At 41.0% G+C, this 18,762-nt stretch carries 13 protein-coding genes and 2 pseudogenes; 2 read left to right on the top strand and 13 right to left on the bottom strand.

Features of this window, described 5'->3' with window-relative positions; genetic code table 11:
• Positions 1 to 123: 123 nt before the first annotated feature.
• Together P4S58_RS21160 and P4S58_RS21155 are read left to right on the top strand one after the other, a co-directional pair.
• Complete coding sequence (locus P4S58_RS21160; protein ID WP_042479618.1) at positions 124 to 504, top strand: DUF3302 domain-containing protein; 381 nt, start codon at positions 124 to 126, stop codon at positions 502 to 504.
• Entirely contained in the window at positions 504 to 1,634 is a 1,131-nt protein-coding gene (locus P4S58_RS21155) for an HlyD family secretion protein (RefSeq protein WP_042479616.1), read from the top strand. Before P4S58_RS21160 ends, P4S58_RS21155 begins: the two co-directional genes overlap by 1 nt.
• Positions 1,635 to 1,698: 64 nt before the next feature.
• Here P4S58_RS21155 and tssM read toward each other — a convergent pair.
• From tssM to tssE, 13 genes and pseudogenes are all read right to left on the bottom strand, one after another.
• A pseudogene (gene tssM / locus P4S58_RS21150) lies at positions 1,699 to 5,243 on the bottom strand (type VI secretion system membrane subunit TssM).
• A 16-nt stretch (positions 5,244 to 5,259) separates the two neighbouring features.
• On the bottom strand, positions 5,260 to 6,645 hold the full coding sequence (tssA, locus tag P4S58_RS21145) for a type VI secretion system protein TssA (protein ID WP_337165858.1): 1,386 nt from the start codon (positions 6,643 to 6,645) through the stop codon (positions 5,260 to 5,262).
• Positions 6,646 to 6,649: 4 nt separating this feature from the next.
• Positions 6,650 to 7,309, bottom strand: coding sequence for a type VI secretion system-associated protein VasI (gene vasI, locus P4S58_RS21140; RefSeq protein WP_337165608.1), 660 nt, complete (start codon positions 7,307 to 7,309; stop codon positions 6,650 to 6,652).
• Positions 7,306 to 8,880 (bottom strand): sigma-54 interaction domain-containing protein, encoded by a 1,575-nt coding sequence (locus tag P4S58_RS21135; protein ID WP_102965050.1) that lies wholly within the window; start codon positions 8,878 to 8,880, stop codon positions 7,306 to 7,308. The genes vasI and P4S58_RS21135 overlap by 4 nt, the downstream gene beginning before the upstream one ends.
• A 2-nt stretch (positions 8,881 to 8,882) precedes the next feature.
• Entirely contained in the window at positions 8,883 to 11,492 is a 2,610-nt protein-coding gene (gene tssH, locus P4S58_RS21130) for a type VI secretion system ATPase TssH (protein WP_337165607.1), read from the bottom strand.
• A 25-nt stretch (positions 11,493 to 11,517) separates the two neighbouring features.
• Positions 11,518 to 12,291, bottom strand: a complete 774-nt coding sequence (gene icmH, locus P4S58_RS21125; RefSeq protein WP_337165606.1) for a type IVB secretion system protein IcmH/DotU — start codon at positions 12,289 to 12,291, stop codon at positions 11,518 to 11,520.
• A gap of 2 nt (positions 12,292 to 12,293) precedes the next feature.
• Positions 12,294 to 13,628, bottom strand: coding sequence for a type VI secretion system baseplate subunit TssK (gene tssK / locus P4S58_RS21120; protein ID WP_337165604.1), 1,335 nt, complete (start codon positions 13,626 to 13,628; stop codon positions 12,294 to 12,296).
• A 6-nt stretch (positions 13,629 to 13,634) separates the two neighbouring features.
• Entirely contained in the window at positions 13,635 to 14,108 is a 474-nt protein-coding gene (tssJ, locus tag P4S58_RS21115; protein ID WP_042479905.1) for a type VI secretion system lipoprotein TssJ, read from the bottom strand.
• 5 nt (positions 14,109 to 14,113) lie between these two features.
• Complete coding sequence (tagH, locus tag P4S58_RS21110) at positions 14,114 to 14,800, bottom strand: type VI secretion system-associated FHA domain protein TagH (RefSeq protein ID WP_337165602.1); 687 nt, start codon at positions 14,798 to 14,800, stop codon at positions 14,114 to 14,116.
• 95 nt (positions 14,801 to 14,895) lie between these two features.
• Positions 14,896 to 15,570 carry an FHA domain-containing protein gene (locus P4S58_RS21105; RefSeq protein WP_337165600.1) on the bottom strand — a complete coding sequence of 225 codons (675 nt, stop codon included), beginning with the start codon at positions 15,568 to 15,570 and terminating at the stop codon, positions 14,896 to 14,898.
• Positions 15,567 to 16,582 (bottom strand): annotated as a pseudogene (gene tssG / locus P4S58_RS21100) (type VI secretion system baseplate subunit TssG). Before tssG ends, P4S58_RS21105 begins: the two are co-directional and overlap by 4 nt.
• Positions 16,546 to 18,318 (bottom strand): type VI secretion system baseplate subunit TssF, encoded by a 1,773-nt coding sequence (tssF, locus tag P4S58_RS21095; protein WP_337165598.1) that lies wholly within the window; start codon positions 18,316 to 18,318, stop codon positions 16,546 to 16,548. The pseudogene tssG and the gene tssF overlap by 37 nt, the downstream one beginning before the upstream one ends.
• Before the next feature lie 5 nt (positions 18,319 to 18,323).
• A complete protein-coding gene (tssE, locus tag P4S58_RS21090; RefSeq protein ID WP_042479604.1) occupies positions 18,324 to 18,761 on the bottom strand; it encodes a type VI secretion system baseplate subunit TssE in 438 nt (145 codons plus the stop codon).
• Position 18,762 lies beyond the last annotated feature (1 nt).

Here is an 18,762-nt window from a genome sequence, read left to right as displayed (position 1 = left end):
TCATAGCTATGTGACTTAACTTTAATTAGTTACCAACTGTGCATTAATAATTGGCTATGATTTTACGTGGTAAGCACTTTGTTATTCACGACTATAAGTATTCAATTTATATAGGACCACTCTATGTTTTTAGATTATTTTGCCCTAGGTATGTTGGTATTTGTGTGTTTGGTGATTTTCTACGGCATCATCGTCATCCATGACATACCGTACGACATTGCTAAAGAGCGCAATCACCCTCATCAAGATGCCATTCACGTGGCAGGCTGGGTAAGCCTGTTTACTCTTCACGTTTTATGGCCGTTCTTATGGATTTGGGCAACACTATGGCGCGAAGACCGAGGCTGGGGTTTCCATAAACTTCAGGAAGAAACACACGATATCCATGTACGTGTCGATGAATTGACCCAACAAGTAGCCATGCTAAAAACTGAAATCGCAAAACTAAGTCAAAACCAAGCTCCTGAAGCTTCTGAGACCGCTCAAGAAGAGGAGCAAAAATAATGGATTTGTTACTTATTCTGACTTACACCGCGATTTGTATTGCCATTTTTAAAATTTTCAAGATTCCTCTAAACAAGTGGTCAGTGCCTACAGCTGTATTAGGTGGCGTGGTGCTGATTGGTACGCTGATTCTTCTTATGAACTACAACCACCCATTTACCTCAATCGGTGGTCAAGCCTATAGCACAACGCCTATTGTATCCGGTGTTCGCGGCAAGGTTATTGAAGTGAATGTGGTTCCAAACCAGCCTCTGAAGAGAGGCGATGTGTTGTTCAAAATCGATCCAACACCATTCCAAGCTGAAGTTGTGCGTAAAGAAGCTGCGGTTGCAGAAGCACAGCAACAAGTTCTACAGTTAGAATCGGTTTACAAAGAAGCGGTGTCGAATACCACTAAAGCTGAGGCAGCTCGCGATAAAGCGAAAAGAGAGTTTGAACGTTATGAAAAAGGCTTCAAACGTGGCGCATTTACTGCTCAACAAGTCGATACAACCAATCAGGCATACAAAGGGGCTCAAGCTTCTCTAGAAGCTGCGCAAGCGAGTCAGGAATCTGCTCGACTAGCGTACGAGTCTGAGATTAACGGTGAAAACACAACCGTAGCTCGCGTTCAAGCAGAACTAACTCAAGCACAGTTCAACCTAGAACAAACCGTTGTAACCGCACCTACTGATGGCTTTGTTACTCAACTGGCGCTACGTCCAGGTATGATGGCTGTACCGCTACCGTTAGCTCCGGTAATGACTTTCGTTCACACCGAAGATGTCTACTTCTACGGCGCTTTCCGCCAAAACTCTATGCAACGTTTACAGTCGGGTTTTGAAGCAGAATTCGTATTTAGATCGCTTCCGGGTAAAGTATTCAAAGGTGAAGTTGTTGATGTCATCCCTGCGATTGCTGAAGGCCAAGTTCAGGCGAGAGGTTCACTGTTGGGTACTCAGGCAATTAATACGCAAGGCCGAGTGATGGTTAAACTGAGACTCACTGATGATATGAGCGAGTACAATCTACCACTAGGTTCAAGCGCCGAAATCGCGGTGTATTCAGATAGCTTTGAACACGTATCTATCATGCGTAAAGTGCTTATTCGTATGAAGAGCTGGCAAAACTACCTATACCTAGACCATTAATCCTGTTTTCAAAGGGATAAAACGGACAGTAAAAAGGAGCAATGATTTGCTCCTTTTTTATCAACTAGTACAACGTATTTGACAGTTTAAAAGACTTAAACAAACGCTCAGTAAAAGGATTGGCATCTGATTCAGAGTGAATTCTATAAATCATTTCTCCCTCATCTACAGAAAACTTATAGTCGACGGAAGTGGTACTTGCAGCCACAACATCACTTTTATCAAGCAGGCGGAAAAATGCCCAAGGCCCTTGGATATCTAAGCTGCGTGGAGAAATGTTCGCTTTGGTTGGAACCAAAGTTACTTTGGAAACGGCATTGTCTCGTAACGTATTTGGCCAAATCAATTCCACACTTTCTCTTGGTCCATGACTATAGGACAAATATTGCCCATCAACATTCAAAACACTACGTCGCTTGTTATTGCTCAAACGCAGTGGCTCTACAGAAAAGTTGACGTCCAATATGCCTTTTCGATTAAAGAAAGCAGATCGTATTTTTTCTGCCTGTTCAAACTGTTGCAAAACGTCTGCACGAACTAATGAATCGGACTCAGAATTGACGTTAATATTAATATTCTCATCAATAAAAACCTTTAAATGGTCAACATAAAAACGATTAAGCTTACCGTTAGGAGCAAAAAAAGCTTCAAAATCCTTGAGGGAAACATCTTTACTCGACGCTGTATTAAAAGGATACCTGCCAGCTAACTTTTGCTGATAAGTCTGATAAACATCATCGTGCCATCTCACTTCCAGATGTTTAATGGCGGCGTGTTTGATCACATACCAACTTTCATCCGCAATTTTAGCAAACATCGCGTCAAGTGGGCTGGGTAGACCAGATGCCACTCGTTTAAGAGTATAAATCGGGTCACGGTCAGACAACTTAACGCGATCTTTAGTAACATTCAAAGCAGCCATTCCAGAGTCAGGCGATTCCTTTATCTCCTGCAAAGAGGCCTTAACTTCCTCAACGCTTGCAATCACTTCGTCCAAGTAGGAAGGCTTACCATCACTCGATGTCACCATACTACTCAACTCAGAAAAACGAACCTCTATTGATGAAGCCAACTCATATTTTGGCGTTTTAACTAGCTGTTTCTTGCTCTCTTCTGTGTGGTTAAACGCATTTAGCAGTTGTGTGTTTTCACTTACAGTCAACAGAAAACGCTCAAAAGGCTCTGCGTTACCCGTAATGCTCTCTAGCACGGCAACTGCATCATGAATATCGTTAAAATATTTAACATCTAACTCATTCAAAGCACTTTGCCATGTATTTATGTAATCATCTGAGTAAAGTTGACGAATTTTGGCTTTCAAGTCCCTTTTATCGGCCTCACTAAAATTTGTGTTTTGAGCTTGCCCTAGTACCCAACTGTCAATCAAAGCTAATTCAGAAATCTCTTCAGACTGACGAATAAAATAATCTTCAAAACCTTGTTTAGTTAACAACTGAGGAATTTGGAAGCCCGCACTATTTAAGACGCGTTCAGAAAACACGGTATCAAACGCGGGGCCAATCAAGCTACGTAGATTTATAGAGGGGCCTAAAACCAATTGCGCTTGCAACTTGAGGTTTCGATAAACACGCTGATCTGTCGGCAACGTCGAAAGCTCTGCTTGCACTTTGGCAATAGCGGTATCGTATGGTTTCATGACTCTATCAGCTGCTTTGCTTCCCCTTTGCCTATCCTTTGCTAGGTCAGTATGGTGCAAGGCATAATCTAAATGCTTAAGTAAATCATCCTGAATACCCCGTTGCCCCGTGAACTCACGTTGCCAACGCTTAGAAAAATGATCTAACACGTAGTCTTGATGTCTTCCGGAGTTATCAATCATCATGCGAAATACTCTTAACACAGAAAGTTTTTCATCTTCCGTTTGAGCCCTCTCTAGATCGACAATTGCATCCGCCATCAGCTTAGGTAAGAATCTAAATTTCAATAGATTTAAATAGGTTTCCTCTACTTTTGGTCCAATCGTGTGCCCCTGATAAAGTCCAAAATCAGAAATATATTTGGACTTGTCTCTGAAGAAACCAAACTCTAAAGTCGCTTCGCGTATCTTGTTCAGAGACTCAAGCATTTCACGTTGAGAAGCCGATTCTTTTGCTGACTCAAATTGATTTTTATAGTGATTTACTTTGGTAAGAACCGCGTCTGAATGTTGGATATTCGATAGATAATGATTATGCCAAGTACCTATCAACATCACACTGGTAAGCCCACATACCAAGAGCGAAAGCCCCATTAGCTTCCTTTTTGTTTCATTACGCGATTGTTATCAGATGCTAACCCCGCCTCAGGATAAATAATGTGGCTAAACAATTTTTGCGTAAAATACACGGTAGAGTTTTTGGCGTTCTGAGCGACATTGACCGCATGCGACAACCCATATCGACGGGAAGCAGCATCATCAAAAGCGTTGGTCGGTACACCTTGTTGATAAACAGAAGTAAAGTAAGCACCACGAACAAGAGCTGCGGTAGAAAACTGATCGCTACTCAAAGCGTCTTTAAAGAACTCGATCAATATGCTCTTCATTCCCGATAGTTGATGAGAAAAACTGTATATAGCATGACGGTCTTCAGAAGACATTGGTTCGCAAACCATACTCGGTAGCCTATCGTTGATCCGATCAGTGAATTGAGCGTACTGTTGACTAAATTCCTCCAACCACTGATCTAAGTTGGTTATCGAATCCAGAGAGAATGTAAAACCTAATACATCTTCACGCTGATTCTTTGTGTAATGTTTGAAAAAAGCCTCAAAACCATAGATAAGATCCAGCTTAGTTAACGTGATATACACGGGTAAACGTGTAGAAAGAGCCTCGATTAATTCTCTTAAGCGTGCTCGTAAGAGGCTTGCATAGGCTTTGCGTTCAGAAACGGAAGCGACCGCTAGGTGAGAGATATCAAGAGCGAGTACAATTCCATTAAGAGGACGGCGACTTCTCGTTCTTTCCAGCCAGTCAACAAAATGCAGCCACAAACGTCGCTCCATCTCACCATCGTTTTCATCGCTGTAATGACCTTGCGTTAGCAGCTCTCCATCTGGATCAATAACAATCGCATTGTCACCTATCCACCAATCGAAGGAATATGGATTGCTACTTGATTTCCCCGTTGCTCTCATTACAGAAGAGAAAACAAAGTTCTGACTCGAACGGTTAATTAAGCTCGTTTTTCCAGCATTCTCAAGTCCAAGAACCAAGTACCAAGGTAACTCGTAAAGATAGTTGCGTTTATCTAAATTCTTTTTCAAATTTTCAATGACTTGATTGAGCTCCGTTTCTTGGTGCTCTTCAAGTACCTTTATCGGATCTTTCCGCAAGTTTTCTTCATGCTTTTGTTGACGCTGATAGGTAACTAATTTCCTCCATTGCAATAGCCCCCATAATGTAAACATCAGCAGGGTGAACATGCTACTTGCCAATATGCGAGCAACCACTGTATCTAACGGTTGGTAATCGAGAACAGTTAAGCTTGGTCCACTCCACCAAATAAAGACATTCAATAATATAAAAGCCGTGAACAGCAAAATAGGAACCGATGCCAAAAACCTAGGCTTTAACTTCCCTACTATTCCAACAATAAATTTCCACATGAATTGTGTCCTTTGTTTACTCTGACGTTGAGTGTTTTTCTAGTTGCTCTAACAAACCAGCTTCCCAGTTTGAAATGTCCATATTTTTAAGCTGTTGATATAAAGACTGATATTGAGATTTGGCTATTCCACCGAGGTGGTTATCTCTTAGTAGATCCGCGGATAACAATCGCCAATAAAATTGATCCTTATAACTTTGTGCTGAATTAATTCCCCCATTCACCATATCTAAAGCAACGGCAATACCTTTATCGTTAGCCAGTAAGTAAGCTTCTCTGCGCCTTTCAGACCAGTCACCTTGGATTTGGGACTCATTTGAAAGGGAGTACTTGTCCAGCCACGCTCGGACTTCATCGGTGACAAAAGGTTCACCACCTTTAAACTTCAACTCATGTAAAAATGGCATTCGTTGTAGAAAACGGTGGGTTTCATCTGCAATCGCAATCGCCCAATCAGGCTTACCTATACTCTGCGCAACAGAAAAACTCATAAATTGTCCAGAAAACCAAAAAGGCGCTAGCGTCAGGCTGTGTTCAATTTTGTTCCACAAACTCATTGAGGGAAAACGAAGTTGGTCCTGATACTCCTTAATACGTTCAGCGGGCATTGCTCGTAGAAGTGTTTCTCCGTCTGGCCGGTGATCTGGATGTGTAAATATCATTCCCCATATAGCGTAACGCCTCAGCCGAATCGATAACTCAGCACCAAACTCCTGCTCTGAAAGAGTACTAGCGAGCTTTAATACCGTTTTTTTGGTTGAATTTTCGTCAGCAGTATCCTGCGAAACCTGTTTGATAGAGGAGTCCATTTCTTGAGGCGGTTGAACTTGTGTTTTTTGAATTTGAGGTTGCTCCGCTCGTTTCAATCCTCGGACTACTGAGTCAACTACTGCGCTTACTATAGTGTTCGCTGGCTGCTTTTCTTCAATAGCTTCAAACAATCGATTCACACCATCATTCAGTGAGCTACGTTGCTGTTGGTCAAACTGAGCGAAATCCAATTTCTCAATAACGAGAGAAATACGTTGCAGCATTAGATCCAAATATTTCTTGCGCGAAGCAGTACCTTTCTCTCCAGAAACCGGAAAACTCGATTCCCAATAACAATCAATAAAGTCCGTCATCGCTTGAAAAGAAATAATAAAACGTTCAGGAGTTACTTGATTGAGTAAACATTGAAGAAGATAGACGAGCAGTTTGATATCTTTGCTTTTATTTCTTAGCAAATTCAACACACTATGTTCCACTTCGTCCCACTTGACCGTGGCGTGAGATAAAGAACCGACTTTGATTAACTGCTCTTCAATGAACTCCAAATTGGGGTCATCAACTAAGCGCTCCCCGGTTGGATTCTGTTTTGAAACTGGTAAGACAACACACTTACGAATATAAGCTAAGTCCATTTCGTTACCACCCACATCTTTGGCGCAGAGCATTAATCGAACCGCTTAGCTCTTCAGTATTAAACTGCAAACCATCTATGAATGGAGCGTTTGAACGAATCAATAGCCTGCGCTCATGCATGATCTCTTTCATCATGTTAATGGCAGGAAGACCACGGGCTGAGGACATTAATAAGCCGCTATCGTCACTTCGCCAAACCTGACTAACATGATTAGACAAAGACACTTTTACTCGGGCATCTTGAACACTTGAAGGTAAAGCGATTTCGATACGGCTCAAATTATCGATACAACTAAACATCAAAATAGGTTTGGCATTGTTAGAGAATTGAGTCTCTTGATTTAAAGCAGGCAATATAATCCAGGCTTTACTACCTCGTCCTTCACCTTCGGTTAGCAAGACTAAGTTTCCACCTTCCGTTTCAATACCTTTCATTGCCTTAAGCCAAGAGTGAGGATATTTTTCAGGCTCAGTGAGACCTTCTTGCTGAAGACCTACATTAAACACTCGGTCAAAGCAGCTTAGTCGTTCAATACGAGAGCGGGTATTAATACACTGTTGTATATCAGAACTGTAGTCGGCACTGACTGAAGTTATAATGGCGACATCAAATGCTTTGGCACACATCAAGAAGCAGCAGAGATAAAATAAGCGATTTATCATCTTTTTATCTCCAGCTTTTGACATTTGTAAGCCAATGTCCGTTTAGGTACTTTCAAACTCTTTGCGGCTTTTTCTCTATCCCCACCGTAGTGATCTAGTCTTTGCCGAATTATCTGCTCTTCAAATTGGCTCAACGCACATCGAAGGTCATCGATTGACGACAAATTTTCATGTGAAACGGTAGGTGAGCAAGATGCTGAATAGCTTTCAGTGCTTTTAATTTGAGTATCAATAGATTGAGCTACAACAGGGGCGAACCTGTTCGCAAAGCAGTACTCTTCTAGTTGTGAGCCATCATTCGTCTGAGCACATCCGTACTCTACTAAGTGTTTTAGTTCTCTTACATTCCCTGGATAAGAGTGGCTTTTTAGCCAGTCCAAAGCTTTATAGTGTAAACCCCGGATGTTCCTTTTATGTTTTGTGTTAAACAGCTCAACAAAGTGATGACTTAACTGTTCGACATCTTCTATTCGAGACGCCAAACGGGGCAAACTTAAAGGATACTGAAAAAGTCGATAATACAAATCTTGGCGAAACGACTTTAAATTGACTTGCTCAAGTAGGTTCACATGGGTAGCGGAAACCAATCGAAAATCTGATGTCTGCTCATGTTTCCCTCCGACAGGTCGATAGGAGCGCGATTCCAACACCCTTAGCAATTTAGCTTGGAGAGCAAGAGGCATGTCACCAATTTCATCTAGAAACAACGTTCCTTTGTTCGCTTGAGCTATTAAACCTTGCTTGTCACAATCCGCGCCAGAGAATGCCCCTTTGCAGTAACCAAATAGTTCACTTTCTAACAGATTCTCAGGAATGGCTGCACAGTTAATGGCAACAAAAGGCTCATGCTTGCGAGGCGAAAAATCGTGTATCGCCTGCGCAACCAATTCTTTACCAGTGCCCGTTTCTCCTTGGATGATCACCGACAACTGGGATTCAGCGGCACTAATGATATGTTCTCGTAACCGTTTCATCGCTTCACTTTTACCAATCAACGTAAAAGATAAGTCTGTCGCGTGAGACTGCTGACGAGAGTTACGCTGAATGTCTACCAGCGATTCTTTGAGTAGCTGTCCGCTCTGTTTTTCTCGTTCTATCTCGTACAACAACGTCCATTGTTGAGTAAACGCATCAACAAACTTTAGAAACGATTCTTGCTTAGAGACCAAACGTAGTTGTTTGCTATCACCAATAAGCAGCAGTATGTGATTAATATGACAATGTTCGATATTAAGTGGTTGAATCCAAACCGTATCGAACATACCAACGCTCGACACCAGTTGCTTAAACGTTCTGTTCGATTGCCAAAATAGCAACGCCTCTGCATCTAGATACATCTCTTGTTGGGATTGAAGCACATGTGCAAAAGGACTATCAAAATCCGTTACTAACCAAGAATAATTCAGACCGTTATCATGAGGTATGAGCATACGGCCATCAGAGTTAGGTACCAGTAACATTGCTTGGTCTAATGCAAGTTCACGTCCAACGATATTGATAAACTGAGTTGCTAAATCCGAAGTTTTTCTTAATCCTAATAAATCGCTTGTGAATGAGAGCCAGTTAATCATAGTTAAACCACCTCTCCAACGAATTCACCTTCTACAACATCAAGATAGACTTTTTCAATAGGCTTTCTTTCTGCAAGATGATTCAATATTGATAGAGATATTGTAGGCAGCAACTGCCCTTCAATGATGGCTTCTAACATTCGCGCGCCGCTTTCAGATCTGGTGGCACGCTTAAGAATCTCCTCAACCAGTCGCTTTTCGATAACCACTTCACATTGATATCTCTCGGTAAAAAGCTGTTCTAATCGTTCTAGTTTTCCATGAACAATCTGCTCCAATATTTCCCGACTTAGAGGTAAATATGGGACAACTTCCATGCGAGCTAACAGGGCTGGTTTGAAAAATTCAGCCAATTCTGGATATAAGCTATCGCAAATCAATTCAGGCTCGTGGCTGTGATTGACAATGGTTTGATAACCCAAATTGGATGTGAGGAAAAAGACAATATTTTGGCAATCAATAAGTCTGCCTTCACCATCCGCCAACTCACCTTTATCAAATGCTTGGTAAAAAACATTCAGAACTTCGGGATGTGCTTTTTCAACTTCATCAAGCAACACAACAGAATACGGCATTTTTCTGATAGCTTCGGTCAAAATGCCACCTTCTCCGTATCCAACATAACCCGGAGGCGAACCAATAAGGCGAGAGACTGTGTGCTTTTCTTGGTATTCAGACATGTTAATAGTGGTTAGAAACTGCTTTCCGCCATATAACTGCTGAGCTAGTTGGACAACTGTTTCTGTTTTACCCACTCCGCTAGGGCCAACCAACAAAAAAGCACCTTTGGGTCTTCCAGAACGGCGTAAGTCTGCACGAGCAGTCAAAATGCAGCGGTGAATTTTCTCAATAGCCGTCGTTTGCCCTTTTATTTCGGCGTCCAATATCGACGTTAAATTCGTTATTTTGTATAGCTCATCACTGTTCATCTGATCGATTGGAACACCTGTCCAGTCAGCAATAACTTCAGCGACTTGCATTGCATCCACTTGAGGGTGAATGAGTCGCTCGTTGTGAGGGATATCTTCAAACCTCTTACTGTTAAGGTGAAGGTCAGTACGAATGTTCTCTAAACTATTTGAATCTAACTCAGAAAGATCACAGTTAAGTAATTTGCTACGCAAATGGATGATGTTTTCAACGATGTCTTTTTGGTTTTGCCAACGAGCGGTTAGTCGCTCTTTTTCTTCTTCATCAGCCAACTTTTGCAGTCCAAGATCCGAGAGTCTTTGTTCATCGACTTCTTCTCCTAAATACTGAGACCTCTCAAGCATACGGATTTCGGTATCTCTTTGCATACAGAGTGTATTTAACTGAGATAACCGTTTAGGAGGAGTAGTTATATTGATTGCTATCCGCGCACATGCGGTATCAAGTACATCAATAGCTTTGTCTGGGAGTTGTTTCCCTGAAATGTAACGAGCAGAAAGTTCGACAGCAGATTTCAGCGCTTCATCGGAGATCATAACTTGATGAGCATCTTCATAAGCCTGACAAAGCCCTCGCAGAATATCAACTGATTGAGAAATACTTGGTTCACCTAGTTTTACCAATTGAAAGCGACGAGCCAATGCTGGATCTTTCTCAAAGTATTTTTTGTACTCTTTCCAAGTGGTAGCAGCAACTGTGCTTAGTTCTCCCCTTGCTAATGCTGGCTTAAGTATGTTCGCGGCATCACTTCCTCCTTCTTGGTTTCCTGTACCAACCAAGGTATGTGCCTCATCAATAAACAGTATGATGGGTTTAGAGGAATGCTTAATTTCATTAATGACGCCTTTTAAACGTTTTTCAAATTCACCTTTGACGGAGGCACCAGCTTGGAGCAACCCTAGATCGAGGGATAGTAACTCTACATTTATTAATTGTACTGGGACTTCGCCTTTTACTACTCGAAGCGCCAAACCCTCAAACATTGCGCTTTTACCAACTCCTGCATCGCCAACAACAATAGGGTTGTTTTTCCGCCTGCGGCATAAGATATCAATCATTAAATCCAGTTCATCATCACGACATAAAACTGGATCAAGTTCATTGTTTCTTGCTAGCTGAGTGACATTAGTACAGTACTTTTCGAGTATCGAAGCCGCTTTATTTGATACCTTCGACTCACATACTTCTGATATTCCTGACGAGAATTTACTTTCCGCAGAATCCATAAGTAAATGAACAAACTGGCCTTTTAACGTTTCTTTATTAATGGGCGACAAAATACTTACTAGAGATTGATCTAAATATCGTGAAGGAGACAGTAAAGCAGCTAATAAAATAGCACCTGAACGTAACTCATCTTGCGCCAGTTCTGTCGAGGATAATAGCCAAGCATCCTGCAGAAGCTCTACTAACATGGGAGAAAATGCCGGATAGGAATCCAGCGTTTCATCGCTGGAATAATAAGTAACTAGAACTTGCTTCAAATCTTCGTGAGCAATCTCGAAGGACTTAAGAACAGTTCTAATGTCTGAAAGAGGATTCTCAAGCAATGCATCTAAATAATGGAGAATTGTAATTTCTGAATGCCGTTGCTCAATGCATAAGGAAGCGGCTTGCTCTAAGGCAAGTTTACTCTGTTCATTTAATTTAGAAATTAGTGTGGGCAATTCAATTCGGATCACAGCGTTAACCTAGCCTTAATGTTTCTTAAAGAATTTGATTTAACTGAGTTAATACATCAGTAGATTTTTTATGTAACAAATAGCTGTAGCCAAGAAAAACCCCTGTTAAAAACAGAAAAAAACCTGCAAATATCGACCAAACTGGGAGCTGCTGGCTGATTTTGTATTTAGACTTCACTACGTTGTTTGATGGAGAAATTAAGCCTCCAATATCTTCTTCATTGGCACCGCTTAAAATGAGATGTAACCTAGAGATGACCTTCTCTCGTTCAGCTTGTCCCCCATCCATCACTTTGTATTTACCCTCGAATCCTAAAATCAGACAGTGATAAACAAATTGCAAAAGGGCTTTATAGCGATCCGGCTCTATTAACAGGCGAGTAAGTATGGAAAACACTTTTTCTCCACCCCAAGTTTCATTGTGAAAACGCGAGAGCATCGAGTATTCAGCCCAAGAGCTAGAAGATCCCCATTCTGTTCCCATCACAGCTTCATCCAAATAGGCACAAAGTACATATCGATAAGCCATAAGTGTGGGATGATCGATTCCTTGTTCAATCAACTCAATCTCGATAGATTTGATTTCTTCTATTGTTTGGTCGTAAATAGCTTCAATCGTGGGACATTGCGCTAATGAGCGCACTCGTAACGATAAACCCAATAAGGGTGTAGCCGCATCAATAAAACAATTTGCCGATGCACCACGTAACTGAAACCAGTAGTCTTGATCAAAATTGATCTTCTCTGCATCATCAAATAATAAGCGGCTTAGAGGCGTTTCTTTTTTATTTACATTCATAGCTAGTTCCTAATCGCCCAAAATTGAATATCCAAGTCTTCAAATACAGCGGCTATATGGAATGCGAAACCACTTGAATGCGTAATCGCGTCCCAAGCTGGGCATGTTTTATCCAATTGGTAATAGATATATCCTGCGTGATAAGGCAATTGTCGAGGGGCTACAGGCAAAGATATCAACGAGATTCCCGGCAACTGCAAAGAAATGAGTTCTTTTATCTTCTCAACTGATGACACCTTCATTTGTTGGATAAATAAACGCTGAAGATCTTCCAAAGGCATACGAGCTTTAACTGAAATAATAAATTCAGCATCTTCCATAAGACTAGAATCATGAATGGGAGCTACAGTTAATCCATATTTCCTCTTATCTAATTGGATAGAAACGGCTCTAGGTTCCATCACGACGCTTAAGCTTTGCCGAAGATGCCTGATTACGGATTGGAATGATTCCGTTGGCATATCATGGTTATAACTTGGTGCTGAAGGTGGTAGTCTACTTTCATCCGTAAAGGTCGAAAGTTCGCCACATAGCTGAGACAGGCATTCAAACAGCCTCTCTGGGTGTAAGTTGCGTAGGTCAGAAAGATGTTTCAACTGCGGTTGGAGTCTATTAAGAGCCTGCAATAACATAAAATCTGAAACATCAGCCACTCCTCCTTGTGAAGGTGTATTAATACGCTGCGCAAGATTTTTAGCTCGTTCACGCATTAACCCGGATACCTCATTGATAAAGCGATGTAATGCGTTGTTGTCAGTTACATTGTAATGGCACGGAATGAAATCCGGGTCTAAGATGACACTGCCATCTGGTCGTTTTTCTAAAATTCTGGCAATGGCTATTGAAGCAAACGCACTCCTATCCTGCTTCTGGAGCATCAGTTGAATCTTAGCTGGTGAAACATCAATTACCGTGGTGTCACCGTTCACAGTATGTGTATCTATAACCTCCAAGCGTTGGCTGATATATCGACCTGTACCTCGCTCCTGTGGCCAATTAATCTCTAGCAGAGAAGGGCTTCGAAGCGGTACAGCTAGGTAAATGATTTGATTAACTAGCGAAGCATCATCAATTTCGAGCGCTTCCGGCAATATATCTTCTTGGGGAATACGAAATGCTAAACCATCAGGCATGACACCTACAGCACGCTCTATCGCTATCCGTCCAAATGATAAATATTCAGGGTTAAGTGAAAGTTCAGATACCCCATAAAGATAGTGGCTTACAGATCGAATACGCTCATCTATATGGTATTCCAGATAGCGTTGCTGCTGTTGAAAGTGCTGAGGCTTAATAAAAAGTCCTTCATTCCAAATCACACGATTTCTCGCAAACATCTTGATTTACTCCACCCTGTCCAATCTGACTTCATAATCTTTAAACTGCATTAACAGATGATATTCACGCCCTAAGTTGAGAACTTTCACCGCTTTCTTCCACTCACTTAGCTCAGGGTCTGCAAAATGAGCCATTACACCTATGTAGCGAGTTTCTTTATCTAATTCGATAGCATTCACAAACTTGAAATGACCTGGAGTTAATACATAGTCGTAGTTTTTAACGAAATTACTCTTTAAGGCTTTCTCGTAATCGTCTCTTATCTGGTCATATCCCGCTGACATAAACATAGATTCATCGGTCAATTCAAAAACTTGAATTTCTACAGGAGAAGCTTCTCCCCATACATTAGGATTGACATGTCGATCTGAGACTAGGCTAAAAGTCACGGTGGTTGGCATTTTCGGAGGCGGTACATTTTCCGAAGAACTACACGCCGTTAATAACACCAACGTTGCTGATAAAAACCACTGTTTCATCACCGTTATAGCTCCCGCTGCTTCTCTCTGATTTTTCTGTCATAAGACTGTTCAAAGATTTCCCAGAACAAGTTTTCAAACCCGTTTTGGCGTTGAGAAGTCAGTTCTTGATGGTAACTGCAGTACATATCCCAAGCCCAAGTGTCATGAGAAGCAGAACTTTGCTCAGTATTACGTCTGTACTGCTGGAAACGTCGCAATAAAACTTGCGGCGAAAATGCTTCCAATAGTTGATGCAACGCTTCAGAAGTAGCGGATTGAACAACCGCATTGTGATCGCCAATATTTTTCAAGCTTTCTGCAATAGCAGCTGGTGCAGAAAGATGAACCATGCTTCTATCTGCGTCATACAAAGTTTGAATTGTCTCTTCATAACCTAGTCCCAAACGTAATGGGTTATCTTCAATAGGCTGTAACCGTCGGTTCATAGAACCATAACGTCCAACTTTCATTTGCTGATGCAATTCAATTAGGCCATGAATGCACGCTTGAATTGACTCACCAAATTCCTTTGATAGAAGCTGCATACTATGCATATCCGTTGACTGGGAAACATTCACACCTAAACCGAGTAGCACTGGACCAGCGACTAAATGGCTCACACTCAGATCATCGTCATATCGATTGCTGGGTGTTGGTGAAACGCTTTTTGCAACTTCCTCCTCAAGTAAATCTAATTCTTTCTCGTCCATTGTTATGCCCTTAGATAAATGATCTTCTGTTTCTCTGATTGCGTGAGTGGTGTGGTTTTCAGCTTCAAAATCTGCATACCATGCGTTTTTAAAATCTATTTGGGAGTTTTTTTTAAGATAATTGATGACGTAATTTCAAACTCATTATTTGCCTGAAAGGAATAGGTTTTCTTGTGGTTTAAATGGTTAGTTTTTGGGATGAGACACTCTACAGAACTCGATTTCTGAATGTTTGAGACTCCATGGTCCGTAATATCTTGACTGACTAGGTTAGCTGCCTGCTCTTCCAATATAATAATTGGGTCAAGAATATTTACAGTCTGTTGTTCTTCTCGCCCCCAAACAGGCGTTTCAGTCGAAACAAGTCGCTCTTTATCTAGAAGAAGTAAAGTTTCTAATCTAAGGTCACTCTCATCGTCATTTTTACTTTTCTCAACCAATGTCCTTAAACAAAGATTTCCTAGTTGAATTTCATCCTTCTGTTTTAGACGAACTAATTTTCCTCTGCCAACAGGCATTAGTGAGCCATTAATGTAAGTTTCACCACTTAAGTCTTTAATGCAAAAATCATTGTCAACAAATAACACTTCACAGTGCTGCTCAAAAACCTGCCCATCTCCATCTTGTAAATACCAAGTGTCTAAAGTACTAGAGCCGATTGTCCCGCCATGATTTGACCAAGAAAACTGTGCGGACTTTCCCGCTTCAAGTTGCTGTGTGTTGGTAACTAACAACGTTAATGAAGGCTTATTCAAACGAGTCATTTTCATTGCCTCACCTGAATAAGCACTTTTTTTCTTGGTTGGGAGCCCCCAAGAATGATGTCCACCCTATAGCAGTATTGTCGGTTGCCATTAGAGAAAAATTGGTGGTGGAGCGCTCATCCAGAACAAGTTCTAAGTCATAAGAAAGCTGCTCTCGTAGTAGAAGGTCAACCAACTTACATATAGATGGGAAGTCTTTTCCTGATGGTAAAAAGTGGCTAAATCGCTCAAGAGGCAACTGGCTTATTCGGAGCATAAATTTGCTTTTGCAATCCATAGCAAATTCACCGATGACTGTGTCAACACCAAGATGAGCACTTTGTTTTCCAAGAGATAACTGTTGGCGGCTATCTATATAAACTTTTCGCTTTATCCACTGACAAACTTCAACTTTCGGCAAATCAAAATAGTGAGCAATAACGCCTGCTACTACTTGAGGTGAACGATTTCGGCCAGATAGTGGGCCAACGTAAGCCAGCATTTTGCACCAATTCAAAGGTGTTTCACCGCGTAAACCAGCATCACCCAACCCAGCAAGTGCGAGTAATTGCGCAGAAAAATTATCTTCTGCGTTCGGCCGGAAACGGACGTAATAACGATATTTCCGCCAAATTTGGTAAACCAAATTAATCAGTCTGTTATTAAAGAAATCAAAAAATGACTGCTTCAATCCAAAGACTTCTTCGTTGACTAGCTGTTCTGTTATAAATCCAGGTAATGGAGACTGCGCACCAGACAAACCGAAAAAATTTGTCTTCATTACCAATCGATCATTATTTATAGATTGCAAAGACACGACGTCTGCGGGCGCAAAACCTAAACTGGGATTGGCGCTAAAAATCAGCTGACAATAACGTTCCCAATGATCCGATGCCATATCGCGACTAATCATCTTTCTCAGCAGTTCAACTAGCTGATAAAAGTTGTACATATGTACGTTTGTTGGCAGGTTGTCGTTTCGAACCTGCTGTTCTCTGATTTCTAAATCAGGGGCTGCATTCCGATTTGACTGTTCCACGTATATTTCTCTTGATTAGATATGTTGATAATTTCCAATTCATGAAACGAATTGATACTTGCATAAAGCGCAAAGAAATGACTTAACACAGTACCAAATAGGTACAGGTCTCCTTCTGAACCAAAACCAGTTTGATCCATGTAGAGTGTCGAGCGTAAGCCTCTAACAGGTAACCCTTTAAAAAACTTGTCTATAGGTACGGTGTCTATCTTTTGAATGCCATTAAGCCTTTGCTGAGCGATTCGCTCAGCTTGCCGGTCTACTAACGCACGAAAATCATAGGCTCGCAAAACAGAACAAAGTGCATCTTTTGATAATAAAGATAGATAGTTTAGTGATAAGTTAGATATTAATGTCCACAATAAACCGCCGTCGAGATTGGGTCTTAAAGGATGAGTTGGGACAGTAATATTTTGAAATCTCGCATAGGGTGGTGATGACGCTGTCGCTTCACAGATATCCCCAATCCCTAGTTCTATAGGTAGTAGTCTGTTTGTGCAGGTCAGTGCTACCGAGATCGTTTCATCAAGATTAATAGATTGGACTTCATCCCCTCTAATAAAAGAAATGTATGAATCAAAACCATCCCCTCTAATACTATTACGAACCCTCGAGCGGTAATACAACGCTTTACGTTCGGCTATTCGCTCTATTTCATGCTGAAAGCTCTCGAACGACGAATATATACGTTTCTCTGTACAAGCCCCTTGTAACTCTCCTTCACCGTCTTGCCATCCGATAACACTATCAATGCTGAACACTTCATAATGTTTAGGAAAGCGAGTAGAAGGAATAACACGATATTCAGGTTGTCTTCCATGAAGATAGATAGGGTCTGCATCGTGTGAAAACAAATTAATTATTGGAGCACAGTAAAGTCTAAAGCTTTCACTATTTATTTGAACATCATTTGGAAGCGTCTTTGAAAAGTTAAAGACCAGTGTGAACTCTCTTATTACATCACTAAACTTAGAAATATGACTGAGTTCTAAAACATCAAAGAAATGAAATGCTTCTGGGAATGACAGATACTCTTGAAGAATTCGGTATCCTTCATAGACATTTGTCGGATAAGGAAGTAGAGAATCATCAAGGCCAAAACCAACACAAGAAATAGCTTTGCTAGACAAAGCTACAGTTGAACCATTCACTTCAACATCAATTTGTTTTAAATGGTGGTTGAACCACAAATACAACATTTGAGAACTATATCGATTCCCACCTAAAAAGAACCTTAAGCGTTCTAAGTTAAAGTCATTTAACGACAGGTCATTGTCTGTTCTTAGCGTTATTCTCAATGTGGATTCTTCGCGAGAATGTACAACACTGACTCCGGCACAGTTCAAAGGATATATCTCAACATCTCGACATGTTCTAAAGTGACATTGAGATCCAGATATAGCTTTACTATCTAACTGAGTACCCTTTGATATTGTCTGCTGCTTGCTGAGACTTTTATCAGGATTAAAAGCTACAATGCTCATACTAGGAAGTGGTCGTAGATAGTTAGGCCAGAGCATATTGATTACAGAATGAGTAAATTCGGGAAACTCGTCTTCTACCTTCTCCCTAAGTCGAGCAGTAAGAAATGCAAAGCCCTCCAATAGACGCTCAACATCTGGATCAAAAGTTCGCCCTTGCAAGAAACGAGATAACTGAGGATAAACCTCACTAAATTCCTTTCCCTGATCTTTTAAAAAAGCAAGCTCTTCTCTAAAGTATTTATCTTGACTCATACGAATTAATACACTCGATACTTTCTGTTGCTGTCTAATAAAAGACTGAAACGGATCTTTTCATGAAGAGCAGCGCTATTAATTGAGGCAGTGATGGAAAAGCTAAGGGTCATAGAGCTATACATATCTTTATCTGCGATAACTAAGATATTTTTTAATCTTGGCTCATACCGCTCAAGACAATGTTGGATGGCCAACTTAATACGTACAGATAAATCCATTGATTCCAGAGTCGCATCATTAAAATCGATTAGACCAAGTAATGGAGCACTTTCAGATCCACCTACTCTCGAATTCAAAATGTTCGCAACATTACGCTTGATAGACTCAACCACATCATTTACGTCTGGGCCTTGAATAAAAGATACTGGTTTAGTATTGGCTTCTAAACGCTCCAAGAAGCCAACACCAAACACGCTTTCTTCAGCTGATAAATAGACCATT

Source organism: Vibrio sp. Hal054 (assembly GCF_037162405.1).
Taxonomy (GTDB): Bacteria; Pseudomonadota; Gammaproteobacteria; order Enterobacterales; family Vibrionaceae; genus Vibrio; species Vibrio diazotrophicus.
The sequence above is the reverse complement of the archived record's forward strand: the minus strand, read 5'-3'. Positions and strand labels throughout refer to the sequence as shown.

What these genes read in the sequence shown, in the direction of transcription:
- P4S58_RS21160 (WP_042479618.1), top strand. Translation starts at nt 124, where the DNA reads ATGTTTTTAGATTATTTTGCCCTAGGTATGTTGGTATTTGTGTGTTTG.
- P4S58_RS21155 (WP_042479616.1), top strand. Translation starts at nt 504, where the DNA reads ATGGATTTGTTACTTATTCTGACTTACACCGCGATTTGTATTGCCATT.
- tssA (WP_337165858.1), bottom strand. Translation starts at nt 6,645, where the DNA reads ATGGACTTAGCTTATATTCGTAAGTGTGTTGTCTTACCAGTTTCAAAA.
- vasI (WP_337165608.1), bottom strand. Translation starts at nt 7,309, where the DNA reads ATGATAAATCGCTTATTTTATCTCTGCTGCTTCTTGATGTGTGCCAAA.
- P4S58_RS21135 (WP_102965050.1), bottom strand. Translation starts at nt 8,880, where the DNA reads ATGATTAACTGGCTCTCATTCACAAGCGATTTATTAGGATTAAGAAAA.
- icmH (WP_337165606.1), bottom strand. Translation starts at nt 12,291, where the DNA reads ATGAATGTAAATAAAAAAGAAACGCCTCTAAGCCGCTTATTATTTGAT.
- tssK (WP_337165604.1), bottom strand. Translation starts at nt 13,628, where the DNA reads ATGTTTGCGAGAAATCGTGTGATTTGGAATGAAGGACTTTTTATTAAG.
- tssJ (WP_042479905.1), bottom strand. Translation starts at nt 14,108, where the DNA reads ATGAAACAGTGGTTTTTATCAGCAACGTTGGTGTTATTAACGGCGTGT.
- tagH (WP_337165602.1), bottom strand. Translation starts at nt 14,800, where the DNA reads ATGGACGAGAAAGAATTAGATTTACTTGAGGAGGAAGTTGCAAAAAGC.
- P4S58_RS21105 (WP_337165600.1), bottom strand. Translation starts at nt 15,570, where the DNA reads ATGAAAATGACTCGTTTGAATAAGCCTTCATTAACGTTGTTAGTTACC.
- tssF (WP_337165598.1), bottom strand. Translation starts at nt 18,318, where the DNA reads ATGAGTCAAGATAAATACTTTAGAGAAGAGCTTGCTTTTTTAAAAGAT.
- tssE (WP_042479604.1), bottom strand. Translation starts at nt 18,761, where the DNA reads ATGGTCTATTTATCAGCTGAAGAAAGCGTGTTTGGTGTTGGCTTCTTG.